Source organism: Vibrio sp. Vb0937, from assembly GCF_033338855.1.
Map to the genome: position 1 here is coordinate 186,326 of NZ_JAWOTK010000004.1, position 22,199 is coordinate 208,524.

The following is a 22,199-nucleotide window of genomic DNA, read 5'->3' on the forward strand; positions in this document are numbered from 1 at the left end:
GTTAAGTAATTCTGAACGTTTGTTTTAAATAATTAGATATATCGGAACGAAGTGCAAGCGTATTATACGTCCCATCAAGAGTGAGTCTGGTTGAGGTCATCATGATTCAAAGAACAAAAGCAAAAGTAATGGGAGCGCCAACTCCAATGGCGGGTTTGGCTCTTGGTATTGCAAGCTTGGGCTGGAGTTGGGAGAACTTCGCCGAATTACATGGCTACGGACAGTGGATTAGTGCGGGTATCGCGAGCGTATTATTGGCTATATTGGCAACCAAGTTTTTGCTACATAATCATCTATTGAGGCAAGATCTTGCTCATCCGGTTGTGGGCAGCGTGGTTCCGACATTTGCGATGGGCACTATGGTGGTATCGAACTCTCTCGGCCATTTTTACCCATTAGCTGGCGATGCGCTTTGGCTGATTGCGGTGGTTTTGCACATCGTGTTCTTGGTGAGCTTTGTTTACCATCGCGCCAAAGATTTTGAACTACACCACATGGTGCCAAGCTGGTTCGTACCACCAGTGGGTATTATCGTTGCAGACGTGTCTTTCTCAGGTAACCCAGTGCTTGCACCTATTGCACACGGTGCGTTGATCTTCGGTATGGTGGCTTACGCGGTGATGTTGCCAATGATGATCTACCGTTTCATGTTCACCCATGAAATTCCGGATGCAGCGAAACCAACAATGGCAATCATGGCAGCGCCAGCAAGTCTATCATTGGCAGGGTACTTAACGGTCACTGCGACACCATCACCAGTGATCATCGCTATGCTATTTGGTATCGCGGTATTGATGACAGCCATCATCTACTTAGCCTTCTTTAAATTGCTAAGACTGCCATTCAGCCCTGGCTATGCAGCGTTTACCTTCCCGATGGTGATCGGTGCGACGGCGCTGTTTAAAATGGCGAATTGGATGGAGTTGCAAGGATTGGCTGCGCACTATGTTCAACAAGTACGAGGCTTAGCTGGTCTTGAGTTGATTGTGGCAACATTTGTTGTCTCTTATGTGGCTTTACAATACATCAACAACTTATTGATTCAGCCACGCTTGATGCACGCTCATCACGCTTAAATAGCAGAGAGGAAAAAGCCTCTTGGTCTTACAACCAAGAGGCTTTTTTATTTCAATCGGCGTCGATGTTGGACGCTAGCCTTTTTTGTAAAATCGCGACATCTCATCCAGAGAATGACGAATGATATCGACAGGAACTTTCTGTTCTTTCTCGACTTTTAACTGGCGATTCAGTTGCTGAGAGTGCCCGCCAGGGTTGACCACAAGCATCAGTTCTTTGCCGACCAATGCATAGTTGTAGTAGCTGCCTGCAATATACCAATCGCGAGAGGCAGAGCTATCAAACAAGTTATGACCAACGCTGTATGAACTCGTTGTGCCTTGAACGTCAAACAGCGTATTCATCATGGTTGGCACGACGTCAAAATGGGTCGTGCGGTAATCAACTTGCTCTGGCTGACGATTTGGCATGTACACGTAAAGAGGCACATGTACTTGAACGTCACTGTAGTTACCCGTGTGGCCCCAATAGTTCATCTTATGGTCATTAAACTCTTCACCATGATCTGATGAAATCACCACAATGGTATTGTCTAAGTCGACATTTTTCAGCACATCACCAATCAAGCTGTCGATGTAGTACAACGAGTTCTTGTATCGATTGTGGTAAAGCGAAGCGTCAAAATCGTTGTTGAGCAAAATGTGGTCAACGCGTTCCCAGTATGGTTTGAATTTCGCAAATTCAGGTTCGGGAAATACTGTGCCGTGGGCGGCATCGTAGAACAGAAAACCAAAGTACGGCTTGTCGCTATCCTGCTTTTGGAACTCGATGAACTTGTCTGTTATCTGCTGATCGCGCTCGACAGCTGTTTCCCCAGTTTGTTTCAGGGTCAAGTCCGACACTTTTTTGAATACCGTGCGAGAAAGTGGCGGGCTGGTGAGCGGTGCCGAGCCAAAAATGCCCATGCGGTAGCCTTCTGCTTGCAGCGTATCCATAAACACAGGAGAGCGTTGACTTGCGTAAAAGCTTTCCCAGTAGGTCGCTGGCAAGCTGTAAAACAGGCTGAAAATACCCGCTTGAGTTGAGTTGCCACCGCTCATATGTTGTGTGAAATTCACCGTTTTTTCGGCGAACTTGCTGACATTTGGCATGACTTCCGGCGTCGCATCACTGTAGCGCCACGCGTCAACCAAGATAAACAAAACATTGGGCTGTTTCTCTTTGCTTTGCACTTGAATCGGCGCAAGCGGGTAGTTGAGTGAGCTACGTTCAATGTTGGTTAACTCTACGCGGTTCTTCGATGCAATGTTCTCATCCACTAGGTCGTGTTTGTAAATAAATTTACGAGCCGTCAGCGGGTAGTAAAGTGGCCAGTTATTCGAAAACTGACTGACTTCATCGTCGTAAAGTGCGTTTTTGTACGCATGAATCATCTGCGTGCTAAGCAATACAGCAAACCAGACGCTGATCAAAACGAACTTAGCTCGGCTTTGTGCCAGTTGATTACTTACCCAAACGGTACAAGCGAGCCCGATCACCAGAACGGCAATTTCACTGATGAAGATTAGCCAACTCATCCACGAAATATCGAAGACATCACCACCACCTTCGAAAAACATACGGATTAATAGAGCGTTGATGTGAAGTTTGTATTGCTGAAAAACGAGGATATCGACTTTAAACATGATCAATAGACAGATCGCGATAGCGATCACGATACCTTTGAATGCTCGAGTCGGTAGAAAAGAGAGCAATAAACTCAACAACATAAATGGAAGAGCGATCAAGCCCAGCCAGCCATATTGAGTCGAAACCAAATAGTAACCTTGCAACAAGGTTAGCGGTTCATTCTGATTGTTAGACAACACAAAAGGATAACAAGCGATCGACAGGTACACTGCAAAGCAAGCAAAAAAAGCAATCAGCCAAGCGCTGTTGGAAGACAGTTTGCGAAACATACTTTTTGTTTGTTTATAAATTATGGGTAGAGGGAGTATAAAACAGTGTTTTTTATTATGGAATAGTTGCGACGAATGTCACATTTTGTATGGAAGTGTCAGACTTGATTGACATGTGAAAATTCAGAAGATTCATACTCTATTTGAGTGATATATAACCTTTTGTTTTTTCCGAACGCGAGATCACTGCGGGTTTAAATGGGGCTGTGCTAAGCTAGCTAACAGTTTCAATCGGCGCTCGGTATTCCCAATTTGTTTACTGTTTATCACTCCAACCAAGTTGACGTTCTTAAATCACTCCTTGTCGAACTGATTCGAATCAGTCCGCTGGAAAACCCGTTCGAAAAAGAACAAATTCTGGTTCAAAGTCCGGGCATGTCCCAGTGGCTAAAAATGGAATTGGCCAAAGAGTTTGGTGTTGCCGCGAACATTGATTTTCCGCTTCCTGCTACCTTCATTTGGGAAATGTTTACGCAGGTGTTGCCAGACGTGCCAAAACGCAGTGCGTTTAACAAAGAAGCGATGACTTGGAAGTTGATGCATCTGCTACCGGGGCTTCTCAACCAAGAGGTGTTTTCGCCGTTAGCGCAGTACCTCAAAGATGACAGTGATCACTCTAAGCTGTATCAACTGGCTGAGAAAATTGCCGATATTTTCGATGGTTACTTGGTGTATCGTCCGGAGTGGATCGCAAGTTGGGAAGCAGGGCAGAGTGTGCCAGAGCTGGAAGATGAGCATCCGTGGCAGCCGATCTTATGGCAAGCGTTGTATGATCACACTGTGTCGTTAGGGCAGTCTCCATATCACCGTGCCAACCTTTATGAGCACTTTATCGACACGTTAGAGAGTTTTAACGGCAATTTTGACCATTTACCCAAGCGTTTGTTTGTTTTTGGCATTTCTTCGTTGCCGCCTCGCTATATGGATGCGCTAAAAGCAATTGGTGAACACATCGACGTGCATCTGATGTTCACCAACCCGTGTCGCTATTACTGGGGTGAAGTTCGAGATCGCAAGTATCTGGCTCGTTTGGCGGCGAAACATCGTCAGCACGTTGTGTGGCAGGACGATCACTCGGAAGTGCAAGGTGAAACTGAGCAACTGAAAGGCTCATTGGAAGATAATGTGATCGATGAGCTGCACACCGATGTGGTCGGAAACAGTCTGTTGGCATCCATGGGTAAACTCGGGCGCGACAATATGTATCTGTTGTCTCAGCTGGAATCTCATGAAATTGAAGCCTTTGTTGATGTTGAGCGCGACAGTCTGCTCCATCAATTGCAAGCGGATATTCTCAATCTTGAAGAACATCAAGATGACCAACAGATTGAAAACAGTCATCACAAACAAGTGGTTAGCTTGGGTGATAAATCACTGAGCCTACACGCTTGTCACAGCCCGATGCGCGAAGTGGAAGTGCTGCATGATCAACTATTGGCGATGTTCGATGCTGACCCAACCTTAAAACCGCGCGATATTATCGTGATGGTCGCGGACATCAACGCTTACAGCCCTGCGATTCAGGCGGTCTTTGGTAACGCGCCGGGTGAGCGTTTTATTCCATATTCGATTTCTGACCGAACCGCCGATCAAGAGAGCCCAATTCTGGCCGCATTTATGCAGTTGGTGAACTTACCCAATACGCGCTGTTTGGCATCAGAACTACTCAAACTTCTGGAAACTCCAGCGATATTAAAGCGTTTTGAACTCAGCGAAGATGATTTTTTACAAGCCAAACAATGGGTTGAGGAATCGGGGATTCGCTGGGGATTGGATGCCAATACCGGACGCGAATTTGAACTGCCGGAAACCCGTCAAAACACATGGCAATTTGGTATTCAACGAATGTTGCTTGGCTACGCGATGCCAGAATCCGCAGGTTTGTTTGAAACCGAGCAAGGCAGTTTGTCTCCGTACAACGAAGTACAAGGCATGGGCGCAGAGCTGGCGGGCAAGTTGGCACACTTTATCCAACAAATTAGCACTTATCGAAGCAAACTTTCTCATGTTCAGACTATTGATGGTTGGCGAGAGACTTTAGTTTTACTGCTGGATGACTTCTTCTCAGTTGAGTTAGAAGGCGAAATGGCGCTCAAATCCATTCGCGATACGCTCAGCCAACTCAAAGAGCAATTAGCTGATGCCGCATTTGATGATGCGTTATCGCCGTCGATCATCAGCCAATACCTTCAAAACAAATTATCTGGCACACGAGTCAGCCAGCGCTTCCTTGCTGGTCAAGTGAACTTTTGTACCCTGATGCCGATGCGCTCTATTCCGTTTAGAACCGTTTGTCTACTGGGGATGAATGACGGCGTGTACCCACGCTCCATGCCGCCAGAAGGCTTTGACTTGATGACAGGAAGAACCAAACCGGGCGACCGTTCGCGCCGAGATGATGACCGTTACCTATTCCTCGAAGCAATGCTATCGGCACAGCAAACGCTCTACATCAGTTATGTTGGCCGTTCAATCCAAGACAATACCGAGCGAGTGCCTTCGGTTCTGGTTTCTGAGCTGATGGAATACTGCCACCAAAACTATTGTTTAAGTGGTGATGAAGCGTTGCCCGTTGATGAGTCTGGCGACAACTTATTAAATGCGTTGGTGAATACCCACGCCATGGTGCCGTTTAGCCCAAGTGCGTTCCAAGGCATGCACGCCAGCTACGCGAAAGAGTGGATTCCAGCGGCATTAACTCAAAGTAGTCAATCGCAAGGCTATGTTCGTCGTGATTTTAATCGGGCATTAGACGACTATCTGTTAGGAGCGACGTTCCCACTTGAGCTCGACTTAGTCGAGTTGCAACGTTTCTGGCGCTTACCTGTGCAGTATTTTTTCAATCGTCGTTTAAAAGTAATCTTTGAACCGCCACTACCGGTGATGGAGGACGACGAACCCTTTGTTTTAGGTGGTTTGGAGAGCTATCAAATGCGTGATGAGCTGTTAGAAACCTTGCTTGAAACGACATTGATGCAGCCAGAGAAAAAAACAGAGGTACTTAAACACTTTATGAGTCAACAGCGCGCGCAAGGCAAACTGCCGGTGGGGGCGTTTGGTGATATCGAATTTGAAACTAACCGAGTTCAGGCGGAAGAGCTGGTGGATAAACTGGCGTTTTTATCTGGTGCGCCTCAAGACGATTTGGAAATCGACCTGACGTTTGATTCCTTGTTTGAGCGAAATGAAGGCGAAGAGAAAAACGTTCGCCTAACAGGTTGGCTGACTCAATGCTACCAATCCGGTTTGATTCGCTATAGAAGCGGTAAGATTCGCTCGCAGGATTACCTTGCTGCGTGGATCGATCACCTTGCCATGTCGGCGTCGGGTCATGCTAAGAAAACTCACATCATTGGTTACGATCGTAAAGAAGGCGCGCTGCATTTGATCTACCCAGAAATTGCCGATGTGCAGTATGCCAAACAGCTACTGACTGAATTAGTTCGCTTATTTTTCGAAGGCATGACTAAGCCTTTGCCTTATTTCCCGAAAACGGCGTTGGCTTGTGTTGAAGCGGGCTTTAGCCGCGGTCAGTGGGTCGATGACGAAGAGAAATCTTTGAAGAAAATGGCTGACGCATTCAATGATGGCTTCATGAGCCCGGGCGAAGGCAGTAATGCGTACATCTCTCGAATTTGGCCTGCTTGGAATGATGAGTTGGCCTCAGAAGTTCGTTTGCTGACAGCATTAGTACTGCAAGGTGCGCGCTTAGCGGTTCAAGACGCTGATGATGTAAAAGCGTAATAAAGACAGCTGGATAAAGAGAAGGAAGAGTAGGGTGGCCGCCAGAAAATCATTATTTTTTGTAGGGCGTTCGCTGTACGGCCACAAGGTCAGAGGGACCATGATACTTTTGTTTAATTCATTTGAGTTGTGCCGCCAAAAAGGTTTGGCTTATCTCGTGGGGCGCATACTAACGGTACGTCTTATGGATAACCGTGAGAAAGATCTCACAAAGCTCTAAATTATCCAACTTGTTAAACATATTAATAGAATTTTTAACTATAGATCACATTTATTAGGTGATACGTCCTAGTAAATAATCCGGAGAGATTCAGCGTTATGGATCAAATGTCAGGTGCAGAGTGTCCTCTACATACGTTAGACCGCACAGAGCAACCTCAACCAACGCCACTAGAACCGATGACGTTTCCTCTGCACGGTGCGAGGTTAATCGAGGCATCAGCAGGTACAGGTAAAACCTTCACTATTGCAGGTTTATATCTGCGTCTTTTGCTTGGTCATGGCAGCGCGGAAACTCGACATCGCGTACCGCTTACGGTCGACCAAATTCTGGTTGTAACCTTTACCGAAGCGGCAACTGCGGAATTACGCGATCGTATCAGGGCAAGAATCCATGATGCGCGAATCGCGTTTGCGCGTGGACAGAGTTCCGACCCGGTGATCCAACCTTTGCTTAATGAGTTTGACGATCACAAGCAAGCCGCAGAAATTTTATTGCAGGCAGAGCGTCAGATGGACGAGGCGGCGGTCTACACCATTCACGGTTTTTGCCAACGTATGCTAACGCAAAATGCGTTTGAATCTGGCAGCCGATTTAATAACGAGTTTGTGACCGATGAAAGTCACCTAAAAGCGCAAGTTGTAGCCGATTACTGGCGCCGCAATTTCTACCCGTTGCCATTTACCTTGGCTGGGGAAATTCGCCAGCTATGGAGCTCTCCATCTGCGTTGTTGTCTGACATCAGCAATTACTTAACCGGCGCGCCGTTAAGCCTTTCTGTTCCAGCAATGAAAGGCAGTTTGGCTGATCTTCATACTGAAAATTTGAAAAAAATTGATGAATTAAAAGCACAGTGGCGAGAAAGCCAAGATGACTTCTTGACGCTGATTTCAGATTCAGATATTAGCAAACGCAGCTACACCAAAAAGTCTCTGCCGACGTCGTTGGAGGCGGTAAACGCTTGGGCAGCAACGGAAACCACAGGTTACGATTATCCAGACAAGCTGGAGAAATTCGCGCAAAACGTCTTGTTGGAAAAAACACCGAAAGGCAGTGCGCCGCAGCACGCGGTATTTGAAGCCATTGAAACATTTCTTGCTAACCCAATCAGCTTAAAAGCGCCACTGCTTGCTCATGCGATTGAGCATTGTCGTGTGATGCTGGCCAACGCGAAAAATCAAAAACAGTGGCTCTCTTTCGATGATTTGCTGACACAACTTTTTGCTTCTATCGATACGGACGAAAGCGAGCTTTTAGCGGCGCGTATTCGTACTTTGTATCCTGTCGCAATGATTGACGAGTTCCAAGATACCGACCCGATTCAATACAGTATTTTCAGCCGTATTTATCTGAACAACCCGGAATGTGGTTTGTTTATGATCGGAGACCCCAAGCAGGCGATTTATGGCTTTCGTGGCGCAGACATTTTCACTTATATCAAAGCGCGTAACCAAGTAAGTGCCCACTACACGTTAGGAACCAACTGGCGTTCTAGCGCAGATATGGTGCAGGCGGTAAACCAAGTATTTGCTTTACCAGACAGTCCATTTATCTATGATTCGGATATTCCGTTCTTACCCGTTAAGTACAGTCCCAATGCCGAAAAACGCATTTGGACTATGGGTGGCCAAAAGCAACCCGCGCTGACCTATTGGTTGCAAGAAGCGGACGATAAACCGCTACCAAAAGGCGAGTATTTGACTCGAATGGCAGAGGCGACTGCAAGCCAAATCCAAACTATTTTGACGCAGGCTCAACAGGGGAAAGCGTGTCTGGTGAATGGCGAAAAACAGAAAGCGGTTCAAGCGGGCGATATTGCGGTGTTGGTTCGAACAGGTAGTGAAGGTCGAATGATCAAACAAGCGCTGGCAGACCAAGGCATTGCCAGCGTGTACCTGTCTAACCGAGACAGTGTGTTTACCAGTTCGGTGGCGCAGGATTTACAGCGTTTGCTGCAAGCGGTGCTGACTCCAGAAAATGACCGTGCGCTGCGTGCAAGTCTTGCTTCTGAGCTGTTTGCCCTCGACGCAGCAAGTTTGGATGCACTTAATAACGATGAAATTGTGTGGGAAAACGCCGTAAACGAATTCAAAGAATATCGCAAACTTTGGGTTCAACGTGGTGTGCTGCCGATGTTGCGCGCGGTGATCAGCAAACGCCATATTGCCGAGCGATTACTAGAAGAAGGCGCGAGTTCACAGGGTGAGAATGGTGAGCGAGTACTTACCGATTTAATGCACATCGGTGAACTGCTTCAACAAGCCAGTAATGAACTGGATAGCGACCACGGTCTGCTGCGTTGGCTCGCTCAGTCTATCAGTGATGCGGAAAATGGTTTGGGTGGCAGTGATGACCAAATCCAACGTTTAGAATCGGAACGTAACTTAGTGCAGATCGTAACTATTCACAAATCAAAAGGCTTGGAGTATGACCTCGTATTTCTGCCGTTTGTGTTCAGCTATCGAGAAGCCAGCGAAGCCAAATATTACGATGCAGCCAATGACCGCACGGTACTGGATATCACTGGCAACGATGCGTCCATGAAGCAAGCGGATAAAGAGCGTTTGGCGGAAGACTTACGCTTGATATACGTGGCACTAACGCGTGCTGTGTATGCGTGTTTTATTGGAGCCTCGCCTTTGCGCAATGGTCGTTCGACCAAAGAGCCAACTGGCGTACACCGCAGTGCGATTGGCTATTTGATTCAGAATGGTCAAGAAGGTGGCATTAACGATTTGCACCAAGGTTTAACAAAGCAACAAGACGAGCTTGATTGTGTCGTTGTGGCCGATCCGCCGCAGCAACTCGAAGAGAAGTACGTAGCACCACAAGAAGAAATACACGATCTTAGCGCGAATGAGCTGCAAAACCCTATCGATAGAAACTGGCGCATCACCAGTTATTCTAGCTTGGTCAAGCAAGGCTCTCATCACGCCGAGCATGATGCCACGATTGAGGTTACGGGTTTTGATATCGACTCATCTGAAGAACAAGACGAAGCGGATTTGGTGGAGCCAGAGCGTTCTATTTTTACCTTCCCTCGTGGTGCGCGTCCGGGTACGTTCCTGCACAGCCTGTTTGAGGAAATTGAATTTACTCAGCTAGCCACGACGGAAGAGAATACACAAATCATCCTTGGCTTGATGGAAAGCGAACAGCTCGATGAAGAGTGGTTGCCCATTTTACAGCAATTGATTGATACCGTACTCGCAACGCCATTGGATGGTAAGTCTTTACTGCTGAATCAAAAAGCACCGTCGCAGCGTTTGGTGGAGATGGAATTCTTGTTGCCGATTGAAGTTTTGTCTGCACCGGCGTTAAACCGAGTTATTCAACGTCACGATCCGTTGTCGGCGAAAGCGGGGGATTTAGGTTTCCAAACCGTGCAAGGCATGCTCAAAGGTTTTATCGACTTGGTGTTTGAACATCAAGGTAAATACTACGTGCTTGACTGGAAATCGAATCATCTTGGCGACGATGTGACGCACTACCATGGTGAGGCTCTGAAATCGGCGATGGCAGATCACCGCTACGATTTGCAGTACCAGATTTATGCGTTAGCCCTGCATCGTTTCCTACGTAGCCGATTGGCCAATTATGATTATGAACAGCACTTCGGTGGCGTGTATTACTTGTTCTTGCGCGGCATGGATGGGCAGAGTGACCACGGCATTTTTGCCGCGAAACCAACCTTAGACTTCTTACAAGAGATGGATCGTTTGATTGATGGTCAAGCACTTGAAACGCGCTCAACTCAAGCCGGGCAGATGGAGCTACTTTAATGACGACAAATCACAATCTTCATTCTGACCAAGATAGTCTATTGGTAGTGCTGGAACGCTTGGCGCACAAAGGTGCTATTCGTCAGCTCGACTACCAATTCGCCTGCTTTATTGATTCTCAAACGCATGATGAACAGTCGGACAGTCAAGCATTGGCGTTTATCGCGGGTGTTGTCAGTAGTGAGCTTGGTAAAGGACATATCTGTCTGTCTCTGTTCGATGCACAAGGGCAATCTACGGATTTAGCCAGTAAGCTAGGGCTGTTTGGTGAGTCGGCATTGGCGCTCAACACACAGTTGCAAGGCATAGACTGGATTCAAGTATTAAAAAATTCCACAGTGGTCGGCGCGCAAGGAGAAGCCTTACCGCTGATGTTCGATGGCGAGCGTCTGTATCTGCACCGCTATTGGCATTATGAAGTGACACTGGCGGAAAAGCTCAATCAGTTGGGCGCCGCAGTTAACTTGCAACCACAAGAGTTTGCGCGATTATCCGAGTTACTCAACCATTTGTTTGCACGTCAATACCATTTTCTGTTTAACGCGTTAGGCAAAGTAGTAGAAGCGGGAAGCAGCAACCAAGTGTTGCGTCAGCAATTGGTGTGTGACCACCTTGATGTGGTCGCAAGCGAATCGTTGGATTGGCACGCCATTGATTCCGTGCTTAGCAATGCGCGCAAGGTTCAAGATTTGCAAATACTGGATGAACTCGTACCACTCTCGGCTTGCGTGAACTGGCAAAAAGTCGCGGCGGCAGTTGCGTTAACCCGTCGATTTGCTGTGATTTCTGGTGGCCCTGGTACGGGTAAAACGACGACAGTAACCAAATTGCTTGCTGCTTTGATTGAACAGGCGACGCAAGAGAAAAATCTAACCATCAAGCTGGTGGCCCCGACGGGGAAAGCGGCGGCGCGATTAACCGAGTCCATTGGTAAAGCAGTGCAAGAGCTGCCAGTTTCTCCGGAGCTAAAAGCCAAAATTCCAACTGAATCGAGCACCTTACATAGGTTGCTGGGCGCGATTCCTAATAGCGCAGAATTTCGTCACAACAAGCAAAATCCACTGCATTTGGATATTTTAGTTATCGACGAAGCGTCGATGGTCGATTTACCAATGATGTACAAAGTGGTCGATGCCTTACCGAAACATGCGCGGCTGATTTTGCTAGGTGATAAAGACCAACTTGCCTCAGTTGAAGCAGGGGCAGTGTTGGGGGATATCTGTTCATTCCATGCATTGGGTTATGGCAAAGAGCAGGCGTCAGCCATCGCAAAACTGACGGGCTTCGATACTTTAGCCCATACGGGGAACAGTGCCTCCAGCATTGCCGATAGCTTATGTATGCTGCAAAAGAGCTACCGATTTGACGCTCGCTCAGGCATTGGTCAGTTGGCAAAAGCGGTTAACTCAGGTTCTGCTGCGAGCGTAGATAACGTCTGGGCGCGTGACTTTTCCGATATCGAACATTTCGCACTAAGTAGTCAGCATTATAACCAAATGATGCAGACGTTGGTGCAGGAATACGGTCGTTACCTCAAACGCATTGGACAACAGGAAACTGATCCTAAAACCGGAGAGCCAGAGTCGCTAACGCACAAAGCCAAAGCGGTGTTAGATACCTTCAACCAATGCCGACTGCTGTGCGCGATCCGTGAAGGTGACTTCGGTGTGGCTGGGCTAAACCAACGTATCGAGAAAGCGCTCGCAGCGCGCAAGTTCATTCAAGTTCAGGATGAAATTTGGTATCACGGCAGACCCGTCATGGTTACGCGTAATGATCACGGTTTAGGTTTATATAACGGTGATATTGGTATTTGCATGCGAGATGACAGTGAAGAAGAACCGCGTTTGAAAGTCTTTTTCGAGTTACCTGACGGCAGTGTGAAATGGGTCTTGCCAAGCCGAGTACCTGAACATGAAACGGCTTACGCTATGACCATCCATAAATCGCAAGGCAGTGAATTTGATTACACCCTGATGATTTTGCCACCAGACTTTAGCCCGATATTAACCCGTGAGTTGATTTACACAGGCATTACCCGCGCGAAAAAGCGTTTAGCTCTTTACGCCGAACTTAATGTTCTGAAGCGAGGCATTAAGGTGAAAACCACTCGTGCGAGTGGGTTAGTACAGCGGCTTACTAACTAAAACAAGAAGACCGAGCTTATGGCTCGGTCTTCTTTTATGCATGTTTTGCAAACGCATTGGTAAACGACACGCTGCGTATTTTGTATTGCTGTTGATAAGCAAGAATAAAATCTCGGATAGCGTCATTTACGGGGAAAACACAGTGGACGTCTAGGCCTTCTAAAAACTGATTGTCAGCCATATCCCAGAAGCTTTGAAGCGAATTACAAATGATTGTTCTCATAACAGTGCTCGTCTCGGCTTATTTAAAGTCAGATTAACAACTGTCCTTGGTGTGCAATACGGAGCTAACTAGTTTTTCAATTGCCCAGTATTTTAGGGTGAAGGCTACATTACATCACCTAGATCCATTCGTATTGGTTAAAAACCAATCACTAGCGAGCAGAGTATAGCCAACCAAATGTATATTTAAAAGATAAAATTGGAACAAAAATCAAGCAATGGTTTGCGTATTTCTAAGTTGGGTTTACATGATGACCCGCTAGTCCGGAGTAGGGTTTATGTGTGGCCTTACTCCTCAACAAACTCGTTCCTAAACAAGCTCGATGTGCAGGGTTGAGCGTGAATGAACTGAATCCTGCCCTTTGACGTTAGTTGGTATAGTGGAACGTCAAGTTTCGCTCCCTGATTTAAGGTTAAGCTATAAATCTAACGCTAAGATTTTGGACTTACGCTGGAAGTTATATAACCCTTGTTTGGCTCCAGGCAAATAGTCGACACTGACTTCGTAAAAACCTTGCTCTCTGAACCAATGCAAACTGTGTGTCGTGAGGACAAAAATTTGATCAATGGTCTCGGATTTAGAACGATGTTTCATGTAGTTGAGCAGTAACAAACCTCGGTTTCCATCACGATAGTCAGGGTGAATCGCTACGCAAGCCATCTCAGCTTTGCGCTCTTCTGGGTATGGATAAAGGGCAGCACAGCCAATAATCAAGCCGTCTTTTTCGATGATGGTAAATTTTCCAATCTCTTGCTCTAGCTGCTCTCGAGAGCGCCTAACGAGTACACCTTGTTCTTCTAAAGGGCGAATGAGGTCTAAGATACCGCCAATATCGTCAATATTAGCTTGCCTCACTTGTTCAGCACTCGCCATAACAACTTGGGTACCGATACCGTCGAAAGAGAACAACTCCTGAATTAAGGCGCCATCTACTTTATAACTGATCAAGTGGCTACGAGGTACTCCGGCACGGCAAGCGGCAATAGAGCCTTTAAGAAAGCGCAGTGTCCCAGTGTTGTAATCTAGGTCAGGAGACGTATTTTCAGAGAGTGTTTTGATGACATGCTCCGCTTCAATTGGCAGTAACTCGGCGACAGCATTGCCGTTGTCATCAATGACACCTTGTTCGGAGCAAAAACCAATCAGCTTATCCGCACCCAGCTTTATCGCCAGTTGTGTCGCGACTTCTTCAGAAAGTAAGTTAAAACACTCGCCAGTCACAGAGCTCGCAATGGGGCCAAGTAGCACAATAGAGCCTTGGTCGAGCGTGCGATTAATCGCGTCGGTGTCAATGCGGCGAATACGTCCACTATGGCAATAGTCCACACCATCATCAACGCCGAGTGGTTGGGCAATGATGTAGTTTCCGCTAACGACATTGAGCTGGGTGCCTGCCATCGGAGTGTTGTTGAGGCTCATTGATAGGCGCGCAGTAATCGCAAGTTGAAGTTGTCCGGCAGCTTGCATAACAACAGATAAAGCCGATTCATCCGTAATGCGGATATTTTTGTGGTAAGGCGTAGTGAGGTCTTGTTTTTCTAGCAGCTGATTAATTTGAGGACGTGCACCATACACCACCACGACTTTGATTCCGAGGCTGTGCATGAGTGCGATATCATTAATAATATTGCCAAAATTTTTGTGTGCGACGGCTTCTCCGCCCAGCATGATCACCATGGTTTTTCCGCGGTGAGCATTGACATAAGGTGTTGATTGACGGAATCCTTTTACGAGAGCAGTACTACGAATTTTCACTACAGCCATTCCTTTGTTTAATTATGTTAAAATAATGCCTTTTTATTCACTTGGTGGCAAGGTGAAATTTTGGAATAAAGCACAAACATATTGAGGTAGGTTCTTGGTCCCGTTAAGAGGGAAGGTTACAATGGTGGCGTCTTTCCTCAATACGTGAACCTCATGTCTTCTGCTGTTAATAAGAATGCTGCGATCACTGCTTCAAATCTGTCAAAAACGTCATCTAAATCAATGCTTCGTAAGTGGCTAGAGCGTTCTCTCATGCTTATAGCGATAGTTGGAACCGTTGTCGTGTGCATGCTGTATAGTGATTTGATTACTCGAACCATTAATCCGCCCATTCCCAAATCGACTATTTATGGTCGCTGGGTTGAGCAAGATGTTGCGCCTTATGCTCGTGAAGAATTTGTGTTGAGTGAGCGCGGTGTTACCGTAAATGGTTCTACAGTGGCGACCAGTTTTGAATTCGATGGGGATTCGTTTTCGTATCGAGTGGGTTCAAATGAGCGGCACTTCAATTTTGTGGGTAAGCAGCATGCAGAAATGAAGCTGGATGCTAATGCACATTATCTACCTGTATTCCGTTTAGAGGGGCGTGCAAGGATTGCGGTAAGATAGTCGTTTTTATCTTTGTCTGTTAAGCAGAGATCTCTTGCGTCTGTGAGTCACATGGATGATCACAATTTCATCTCTCAATCAGTAAATCTTACTTTCAAACATAATCCGGACAATTCCGTAATTCTTCCGCTGCTATCATGTTGCATTAACTGAATGAATTCACAACGAGTAAACGGATTGGCTTAGCGTTGAAACATTTTGTCGTTGCTTTTCAATTGCACCGTATGCATTTGTTTGCCATCCTTTTGCTATTCTCTTTTACGGAAAAGACACGTGTTAAAAAAACTCCTTCCTATTATCTCTTTGAGCCTACTCTTTGGCTGTGCTCAACAAAATGATCGTGCTCAGCAATATCTTGATGGTGAGTTTCCTCAGATCCTCAATAAAGTGGACGTAGTTGAGTCTAACAAACCACGCGATTTTACTGAATTTAACAAGCAAGCTGAGCAAGTGGTGATAAAGTCACCATCCATGGCGAAGATATACCAACCGCTATATCAACGATTAAGTGAGTGGGCGCAACAGAGCGGAGATACCAGTGCGTTGAGTGCGTTTGGCATTCAAGCCGCGCAATTGGGTGGTGGTGATAAAAAAGGTAATGTGCTGTTTACCGGATACTTTTCTCCCGTGATGGAGCTGCGTCATACACCAAACGACATTTTTAAGTACCCAGTTTATGGCAAGCCAAACTGCTCATCAGATTGTCCGACTCGTGCGGAGATCTACAACGGGGCATTAGATGGCCAAGGTTTAGTGCTAGGTTATGCGCCTAACCGTATTGACCCGTTTATGATGGAAGTGCAGGGCAGTGGCTATGTGCATTTTGAAGATGATGATACGTTGGAGTACTTCGCGTACGCAGGGAAAAATAATAAAGCTTACGTTAGTATTGGCCGCATTTTGATTGAACGTGGTGAAGTGCCGCGTGAAAAAATGTCTCTCAAAGCGATTAAAGAGTGGGTAATGGACAACGACGACGCAACAGTACGCGAGTTGTTGGAGCAAAACCCTTCTTACGTCTTCTTTGCGCCAAAAGCGGAAGCGCCAGTAACGGGATCGGCTGGTATTCCTTTGTTACCAATGGCCGCGGTCGCGGGTGACCGTTCTATCTTACCAATGGGCACACCAATCTTGGCGGAAGTACCATTGCTGAATGCGGATGGTACGTGGAGCGGTGCTCATCAACTGCGAATGCTGATCGTTTTAGACACTGGTGGTGCGGTAAAACAGAACCATTTGGATCTGTATCATGGCATTGGTGCGAGAGCAGGAACGGAAGCAGGGCACTACAAGCATTTTGGTCGAGTTTGGAAACTTGGGCTGGAAAACTCACCAACTCAAGCGCCTTGGGCTTTGCCGCCAGAAAAGCTACAATAGCGACCCAAGAAAGAGGAACCGCCTCTTATCTAGACATTTCATCAAAGAGTGCGTATAAATCGCACTCTTTGTTTTTCTATCGATCATCTGGACTTCAATATGCGTGAACTCGATACCCCAGCATCTGACAGCTACAATCAACGCTTTGGCGGCACTCGTCGTCTTTATGGCAACAGTGAAGTGGACATTCTTCGCGCTGCACACGTTTGTGTTATTGGTATTGGTGGCGTGGGTTCATGGGCGGTCGAAGCGCTGGCCCGTACTGGGATCGGTGAGTTGACTCTGATTGATATGGATGATGTTTGTGTCACGAATATTAACCGCCAAATTCATGCGATGACGGGCACCGTTGGCCAAAGCAAAATTGAAGTTATGGCCGAGCGTGTCAAATTGATCAACCCAGAGTGTAAAGTCAATCTGATTGATGATTTCATCACGCCAGACAATCAACATGAGTACTTAAGCAAAGAGTTTGATTACGTGCTAGATGCGATTGACAGCGTAAAAGCGAAGGCGTCTTTGTTGGCGTATTGCCGCAGCAACAAGATCAAAGTGATCACTACGGGGGGCGCTGGTGGTCAGGTTGACCCAACGCAGATCATGGTCGCTGATTTAACGAAAACGATCCAAGATCCTCTAGCGAAGAAAATCAAAGACACCTTGCGTCGTCATCATAACTTCCCTAAGAATCCGGCTCGTAAGTTTGGTATTGATTGCGTGTTTTCAACCGAGCAGCTGAAGTACCCTCAAGCAGACGGTTCAGTGTGTGGTGTGAAGTCGACAGCGGAAGGCCCAAAACGTATGGATTGTGCTAGCGGTTTTGGTGCGGCGACTGTTGTAACTGCAACGTTTGGCTTTGTCGCGGTATCGCGAATCGTTGAGAAGTTGATTTCAAAATATAAGAAGTAAACTAGAAGAAGAGCGCATCATGACAGATTTTCCCGTTTCTCCATTTGGTACAGATATCACCAGCGAAGACATTGTAGCGACTATGCAGCAATTTCAAGGCTGGGAAGATCGCTACCGTCAGGTTATTCAGTGGGGTAAAAAGCTGCCACAAATGCCAGAAGAGCTGAAATCAGAACAAGTTACCGTTTCGGGTTGTGAAAGCTTGGTGTGGTTAGTGAGCCAAGAGCAAGATGGCGTTTGGCATTTTTGTGCGGACTCCGATGCGCGTATCGTCCGTGGATTGATTGCCTTGGTGATGGCGGCTTATGACGGAAAAACGGCCGATCAAATTCAAGCATTTGATATTGATGCTTATTTTGATCAACTGGGGCTTGTCTCCCATTTAAGCCCGTCACGTGGTAATGGCTTGAAAGCTATTGTAGAGCAGATTAAGCAAACCGCCGTGTAACGAGTCATTTTCCCAATTCTTAAAAACGCCGAATAACCTAGCTGTTTGGCGCTTTTTTGTATCTGAGTTGAGACATTTTTTGCATATGGATAAAAAATATGCAAATGGTCGACTATTTTAGCGTTAATTAACCATTCTATTGATCCTGGTTCATTATATTGCCCACTTGGTTTTTATAAACTCAATTGTATTTAAAATTTGTCTATATTAGATAATAGACATATGCCCCATTCGCTCCTATTCCCCAATGTGGAAACACACTTGGAAGCGATTGGGTTACTTAGATACAAATGCTAGGAACCTCCCTATATGCAATTCACCTTGGAACATGCGCAAGACGTGTTATCCGGAATGCCAGACCCCACTTTTATTCTGAGTGAAGATGGTATCTATATTGATGTTTTTGGAGGAACAGATAAAAAAGCCTATCACGATGGAAGCAATTTGATAGGTAAGACACTTCACAGCGTACTTGAAAAAGATAAAGCCGACTGGTTTATCGAGCAGATCAGTCGATCACTGAAACAAGACAGTATTGTGACGATCGAGTACAAGATGTGCGCCGACAGCATTCAGGGAATAGATGCCAACAGTGGACCAAGAGGCGACCTATACTACGAAGGCAAGATCTGCCCACTCGCTATAAAATACCGGGGTCGTCGCGTTGTCCTTATTCTTACACGCAACATCTCCAATCGCCACCGAGTTGAAACCCTTCTTCGCCATCAAAGCCAAATTGATGCTCTTACCAACATCTACAATCGACGTGTTTTTTTCGAAAAGCTCACAGAAGAAGTTATTAAATCCCAAGCTCCAGATTATCACTCCGCGTTGTTATTGTTTGATTTGGACTTTTTTAAAGTCATCAATGATAAACGTGGTCATGATGCGGGGGATTATGTCTTAGAGACCTTAGCTGATTTGGTTTCTCACTTACTCGTCAAAGACGAAATTTTTGCAAGAGTCGGAGGGGAGGAGTTTGCGATTATTTTGCCAGAAACTTCTCTGTCGGCGGCGAAAGAGGTAGGAGAGGAAGTACGTTCCCACATTCAAAATTGTCAGTTCGAATTTGAAAAGATTGAAATTCCGGTCACGGTGAGTGTAGGCGTGGTGGAAATAGGCAGAAATGAAACCACCAAACGTTTGTATGCGCATGCAGATAAAGCGCTTTATGCTGCGAAAAGAAATGGCAGAAATTGCGTGGCGACTCTGGATAGGCAGATGGAGTAACCTTGTTGGTTACTCCAAATCAAACCGTTGGCGTTATAGCATGTCGACGGCTTTTTCTACGGCGGCGATGAGTCTATCCACATCTTCAGCCGTGTTATAAATACCAAAAGAAACGCGAACCGTGCCTTTCACATTTAGCGCATCCATCAATGGGTGAGCGCAGTGGTGTCCTGCTCGTACCGCAATGCCTTGTTGATCGAGCAGCGTCGCAATATCTTGGTGATGAACGCCGTCCATGACGAACGTCAGTACAGAGGCATTCGGTTGATAGCCTAGAATATGAATGTCATCCAAAGCGCTTAGTGCTTGGTAGGCCTTATCCTGAAGCGCATGGAGATGAGTCTCTACTTCGTGATGGTCAAAACCTTGGTACCACTCAATGGCTTTCGCTAGAGCAATCGCGCCCGCAACGTTTGGTGTGCCCGCTTCAAACTTTCCAGGAAGTGCAGAAAACGTCGTTTTTTCGAAAGAAACGCGTTCAACCATTTTACCGCCGCCGTGCCATGGTGGCATGGCTTCCAAAAGTTCAAGTTTGCCGTATAAAACCCCAATGCCTGCTGGTGCATAAAGTTTGTGACCTGAGAAAACGTAGAAATCGATATCTGATGTCGATAAATCAAGTTGCTCATGTACGATGCCTTGCGCGCCATCAACTACAACAACCGCGCCAACGTTGTGCGCCAGTTCAGTGATTTTTTCGATAGGTTGGCGTGTGCCTGTTACGTTGGTTATTTGTGCGCAAGCAACAATTTTACAGCGGTCAGACAGAAGCGCCTCAAATGCACTGATGTCGAACTGACAATCTGATGTCATCGGAACTTTAATGACTTTAGCACCCGTTTGCTCTGCCACGATTTGCCAGGGCACGATGTTGGCGTGGTGCTCCATCTCGCTAATTAATATCTCATCACCTGGTTGTAACGTGCTACGGGCGTAGGTTTGAGAAATTAAGTTCAGTGCTTCGGTTGCGCCCCGTGTCCAAATGATTTCCTTAGAGCTGTTTGCACCAATAAAGCTTGCCACTCGTTTTCGTGCCGCTTCAAATTGGCTGGTGGCATTAGCCGTTAAACTATGGCTGCCACGGTGAACATTGGCATTTTGCGCACTGTAGTAATGACTGATGACATCAATCACACATTGCGGTTTTTGCGTTGTCGCTGCGCTATCTAAATACACTAAGGGCGTATCGTTGACGGATTGGTTTAGAGCAGGAAATTGCTCGCGTACAGCATTTACGTCAAACATTATTCTTCACCAAGCTTGTGGTAGTGCAGAGTAGGCAGAGGGATCATTGGTTCAGCAACTGACCATGCGTGTTTTTTACCTGAGAGTTGAATGATTACTTCCATCGCGAACTCTAAAGCTGTACCCGGACCTTGACTAGTGATCAGGTTGTGGTTGATATCAAAGGTCACGCGTTTGCTGCGCCACTTCTCTTCCGGGATATGTGACTGAAAGCTCGGGTGACAGGTCATCAGTGATTGTGGGAAAAGATCATGGTGTTGCAATACCAACGCCGGTGCTGCGCAGATAGCTGCGACCAATTTTCCCTCATAGATGTGCTGCTTAAGGATTTCTATCATCACCGTACTATCACGAAAAATTTCTGCACCACCAACACCACCAGAAAGCGCTATGGCGTCAAACTCATCATCAGCGATATCGACCAGTTTACAATCGGCTGTTAGTGTGACTCCGCGAGAAGCTTTCATCGTCAATGAGCCATCAAAAGCAGCACTCGCTACCGTAACGTCATAACCCGCGCGAACCATCATGTCGATAACGGTGACGGCTTCCATTTCTTCGGTGCCTGGAGCGATTGGCACTAAGATTTTCTTACTCATTGTTCTGTCCAGCTTTGTTCTATTTGTTTGATGCGTTGGTAAAGTTTTAAATTCTCAGGCGTATTGATGCGATGTTTCTCGGCAGCCTTTAACAAGTATCCGGTTATAAAATCAATTTCCGTTCGACGCTGATGGAATACGTCTTGTCTCATTGAAGAATAGTTCTCAGCTGTGGCGTTCACCACTTGCATTACCGTATCGAAAAGAGAGCGAAACTCGATAGCAATACCTTCTTTACTCATTACTTCAACCAGTTCTTGAGTGATGCTTTCAAGTTGTACCTTAAACTCGGGCTGCGCAAGCTCACCATTCTTACACTGGTGAATCGCAGTCAGTGGGTTAATCGCGCAGTTAATTGCTAACTTAGTCCATAACGCAGATTGGATGTGTGGATTCCAAATGGCCTCTGGAAGGGCATGATGCATAACATCTTGCAGAAAAGCGCACTGCATTCCTTTGTCATTATAACCACCCACTTGCGTTGTTCCGTGACCGGTATGCAGTACGTGTTGGTTATCTGGTTTGTATGCGCCGTGCGTCGTTGTGGCGAGCACGATAGGATTGTTTGGCAGAGCCTTCTCCACGCCAGAGGCGGTACCCATACCATTGTGCATCAGCATGATAATCGTGTCTGCGTTGATATGAGGCAGTAAAGGCTGAATGGCGTCTTCCATTTGCCAAGCTTTTACCGTGATCAAAATGAGATCTGCTTTATTTACGGAGGAAATATCTTGATTACTGAATACGATTGCGGGTGTGTCATCCAACTGAAGTGATTGTTGGCTTTCAGAACTTCTTCCCCACAATGAAACATTGTGCCCGGCAAGCTTAAATTTTGTTGCCCAGAGTGAGCCCACCGCACCTGGACCGAGGATAAGGATATTCACCAAACGCTCTCATTAAAAAGGTTTGCTGCAAGGATAATGA

15 protein-coding genes are annotated in these 22,199 nt (G+C 46.4%); 9 read left to right on the forward strand and 6 right to left on the reverse strand.

Annotated elements, in window-relative coordinates; translation table 11 throughout:
* Positions 1-101: 101 nt before the first annotated feature.
* Positions 102-1,076: a TDT family transporter gene (locus tag R7P67_RS09150; RefSeq protein WP_085569832.1), complete on the forward strand. Its 975-nt coding sequence runs from the start codon at positions 102-104 to the stop codon at positions 1,074-1,076.
* Positions 1,077-1,151: 75 nt separating this feature from the next.
* On the opposite strand, the gene R7P67_RS09155 is transcribed toward R7P67_RS09150, so the two are convergent.
* Complete coding sequence (locus tag R7P67_RS09155) at positions 1,152-2,975, reverse strand: DUF3413 domain-containing protein (RefSeq protein ID WP_047102631.1); 1,824 nt, start codon at positions 2,973-2,975, stop codon at positions 1,152-1,154.
* A gap of 252 nt (positions 2,976-3,227) precedes the next feature.
* On the opposite strand from R7P67_RS09155, the gene recC reads away from it, so the two are divergent.
* From recC to recD, 3 genes are all read left to right on the forward strand, one after another.
* Positions 3,228-6,719, forward strand: a complete 3,492-nt coding sequence (recC, locus tag R7P67_RS09160) for an exodeoxyribonuclease V subunit gamma (RefSeq protein ID WP_318085937.1) — start codon at positions 3,228-3,230, stop codon at positions 6,717-6,719.
* Positions 6,720-7,046: 327 nt separating this feature from the next.
* On the forward strand, positions 7,047-10,721 hold the full coding sequence (gene recB, locus R7P67_RS09165) for an exodeoxyribonuclease V subunit beta (protein WP_318085942.1): 3,675 nt from the start codon (positions 7,047-7,049) through the stop codon (positions 10,719-10,721).
* Positions 10,721-12,868, forward strand: a complete 2,148-nt coding sequence (gene recD / locus R7P67_RS09170) for an exodeoxyribonuclease V subunit alpha (protein ID WP_318085938.1) — start codon at positions 10,721-10,723, stop codon at positions 12,866-12,868. The genes recB and recD overlap by 1 nt, the downstream gene beginning before the upstream one ends.
* 34 nt (positions 12,869-12,902) lie before the next feature.
* Here recD and R7P67_RS09175 read toward each other — a convergent pair whose 3' ends face one another.
* Together R7P67_RS09175 and argA are read right to left on the reverse strand one after the other, a co-directional pair.
* Complete coding sequence (locus R7P67_RS09175; protein ID WP_005380230.1) at positions 12,903-13,091, reverse strand: hypothetical protein; 189 nt, start codon at positions 13,089-13,091, stop codon at positions 12,903-12,905.
* Between the two features lie 417 nt (positions 13,092-13,508).
* Positions 13,509-14,846 (reverse strand): amino-acid N-acetyltransferase, encoded by a 1,338-nt coding sequence (gene argA / locus R7P67_RS09180; RefSeq protein ID WP_012841478.1) that lies wholly within the window; start codon positions 14,844-14,846, stop codon positions 13,509-13,511.
* Positions 14,847-15,008: 162 nt separating this feature from the next.
* Here argA and R7P67_RS09185 point away from each other — a divergent pair, with 162 nt between their 5' ends.
* The 5 genes from R7P67_RS09185 (at position 15,009) to R7P67_RS09205 (ending at position 19,428) form a co-directional block, all read left to right on the forward strand.
* On the forward strand, positions 15,009-15,464 hold the full coding sequence (locus tag R7P67_RS09185; RefSeq protein ID WP_005380234.1) for a DUF2850 domain-containing protein: 456 nt from the start codon (positions 15,009-15,011) through the stop codon (positions 15,462-15,464).
* Between the two features lie 273 nt (positions 15,465-15,737).
* Positions 15,738-16,841 (forward strand): murein transglycosylase A, encoded by a 1,104-nt coding sequence (gene mltA, locus R7P67_RS09190; protein ID WP_054577574.1) that lies wholly within the window; start codon positions 15,738-15,740, stop codon positions 16,839-16,841.
* Between the two features lie 99 nt (positions 16,842-16,940).
* Complete coding sequence (gene tcdA / locus R7P67_RS09195; RefSeq protein ID WP_005380241.1) at positions 16,941-17,750, forward strand: tRNA cyclic N6-threonylcarbamoyladenosine(37) synthase TcdA; 810 nt, start codon at positions 16,941-16,943, stop codon at positions 17,748-17,750.
* A 19-nt stretch (positions 17,751-17,769) separates the two neighbouring features.
* Positions 17,770-18,198 (forward strand): cysteine desulfurase sulfur acceptor subunit CsdE, encoded by a 429-nt coding sequence (gene csdE, locus R7P67_RS09200; protein WP_017636016.1) that lies wholly within the window; start codon positions 17,770-17,772, stop codon positions 18,196-18,198.
* 309 nt (positions 18,199-18,507) lie between these two features.
* On the forward strand, positions 18,508-19,428 hold the full coding sequence (locus tag R7P67_RS09205) for a sensor domain-containing diguanylate cyclase (RefSeq protein ID WP_054577576.1): 921 nt from the start codon (positions 18,508-18,510) through the stop codon (positions 19,426-19,428).
* Between the two features lie 33 nt (positions 19,429-19,461).
* Here R7P67_RS09205 and csdA read toward each other — a convergent pair whose 3' ends face one another.
* The 3 genes from csdA to panE are packed head-to-tail and all read right to left on the reverse strand — an operon-like array spanning position 19,462 to position 22,159.
* Complete coding sequence (gene csdA, locus R7P67_RS09210; RefSeq protein ID WP_318085939.1) at positions 19,462-20,673, reverse strand: cysteine desulfurase CsdA; 1,212 nt, start codon at positions 20,671-20,673, stop codon at positions 19,462-19,464.
* On the reverse strand, positions 20,673-21,272 hold the full coding sequence (locus tag R7P67_RS09215) for a DJ-1 family glyoxalase III (RefSeq protein WP_006742560.1): 600 nt from the start codon (positions 21,270-21,272) through the stop codon (positions 20,673-20,675). The genes csdA and R7P67_RS09215 overlap by 1 nt, the downstream gene beginning before the upstream one ends.
* On the reverse strand, positions 21,269-22,159 hold the full coding sequence (gene panE, locus R7P67_RS09220) for a 2-dehydropantoate 2-reductase (protein WP_262653515.1): 891 nt from the start codon (positions 22,157-22,159) through the stop codon (positions 21,269-21,271). The genes R7P67_RS09215 and panE overlap by 4 nt, the downstream gene beginning before the upstream one ends.
* Positions 22,160-22,199: the final 40 nt, after the last annotated feature.

Excerpts from the sequence above, each read along its gene's own strand:
- R7P67_RS09155 (WP_047102631.1), bottom strand. The coding sequence starts at position 2,975 with ATGTTTCGCAAACTGTCTTCCAACAGCGCTTGGCTGATTGCTTTTTTT.
- R7P67_RS09215 (WP_006742560.1), bottom strand. The coding sequence starts at position 21,272 with ATGAGTAAGAAAATCTTAGTGCCAATCGCTCCAGGCACCGAAGAAATG.
- recB (WP_318085942.1), top strand. The coding sequence starts at position 7,047 with ATGTCAGGTGCAGAGTGTCCTCTACATACGTTAGACCGCACAGAGCAA.
- R7P67_RS09150 (WP_085569832.1), top strand. The coding sequence starts at position 102 with ATGATTCAAAGAACAAAAGCAAAAGTAATGGGAGCGCCAACTCCAATG.
- R7P67_RS09175 (WP_005380230.1), bottom strand. The coding sequence starts at position 13,091 with ATGAGAACAATCATTTGTAATTCGCTTCAAAGCTTCTGGGATATGGCT.
- R7P67_RS09205 (WP_054577576.1), top strand. The coding sequence starts at position 18,508 with ATGCAATTCACCTTGGAACATGCGCAAGACGTGTTATCCGGAATGCCA.
- csdE (WP_017636016.1), top strand. The coding sequence starts at position 17,770 with ATGACAGATTTTCCCGTTTCTCCATTTGGTACAGATATCACCAGCGAA.
- R7P67_RS09185 (WP_005380234.1), top strand. The coding sequence starts at position 15,009 with ATGTCTTCTGCTGTTAATAAGAATGCTGCGATCACTGCTTCAAATCTG.
- csdA (WP_318085939.1), bottom strand. The coding sequence starts at position 20,673 with ATGTTTGACGTAAATGCTGTACGCGAGCAATTTCCTGCTCTAAACCAA.
- tcdA (WP_005380241.1), top strand. The coding sequence starts at position 16,941 with ATGCGTGAACTCGATACCCCAGCATCTGACAGCTACAATCAACGCTTT.
- recD (WP_318085938.1), top strand. The coding sequence starts at position 10,721 with ATGACGACAAATCACAATCTTCATTCTGACCAAGATAGTCTATTGGTA.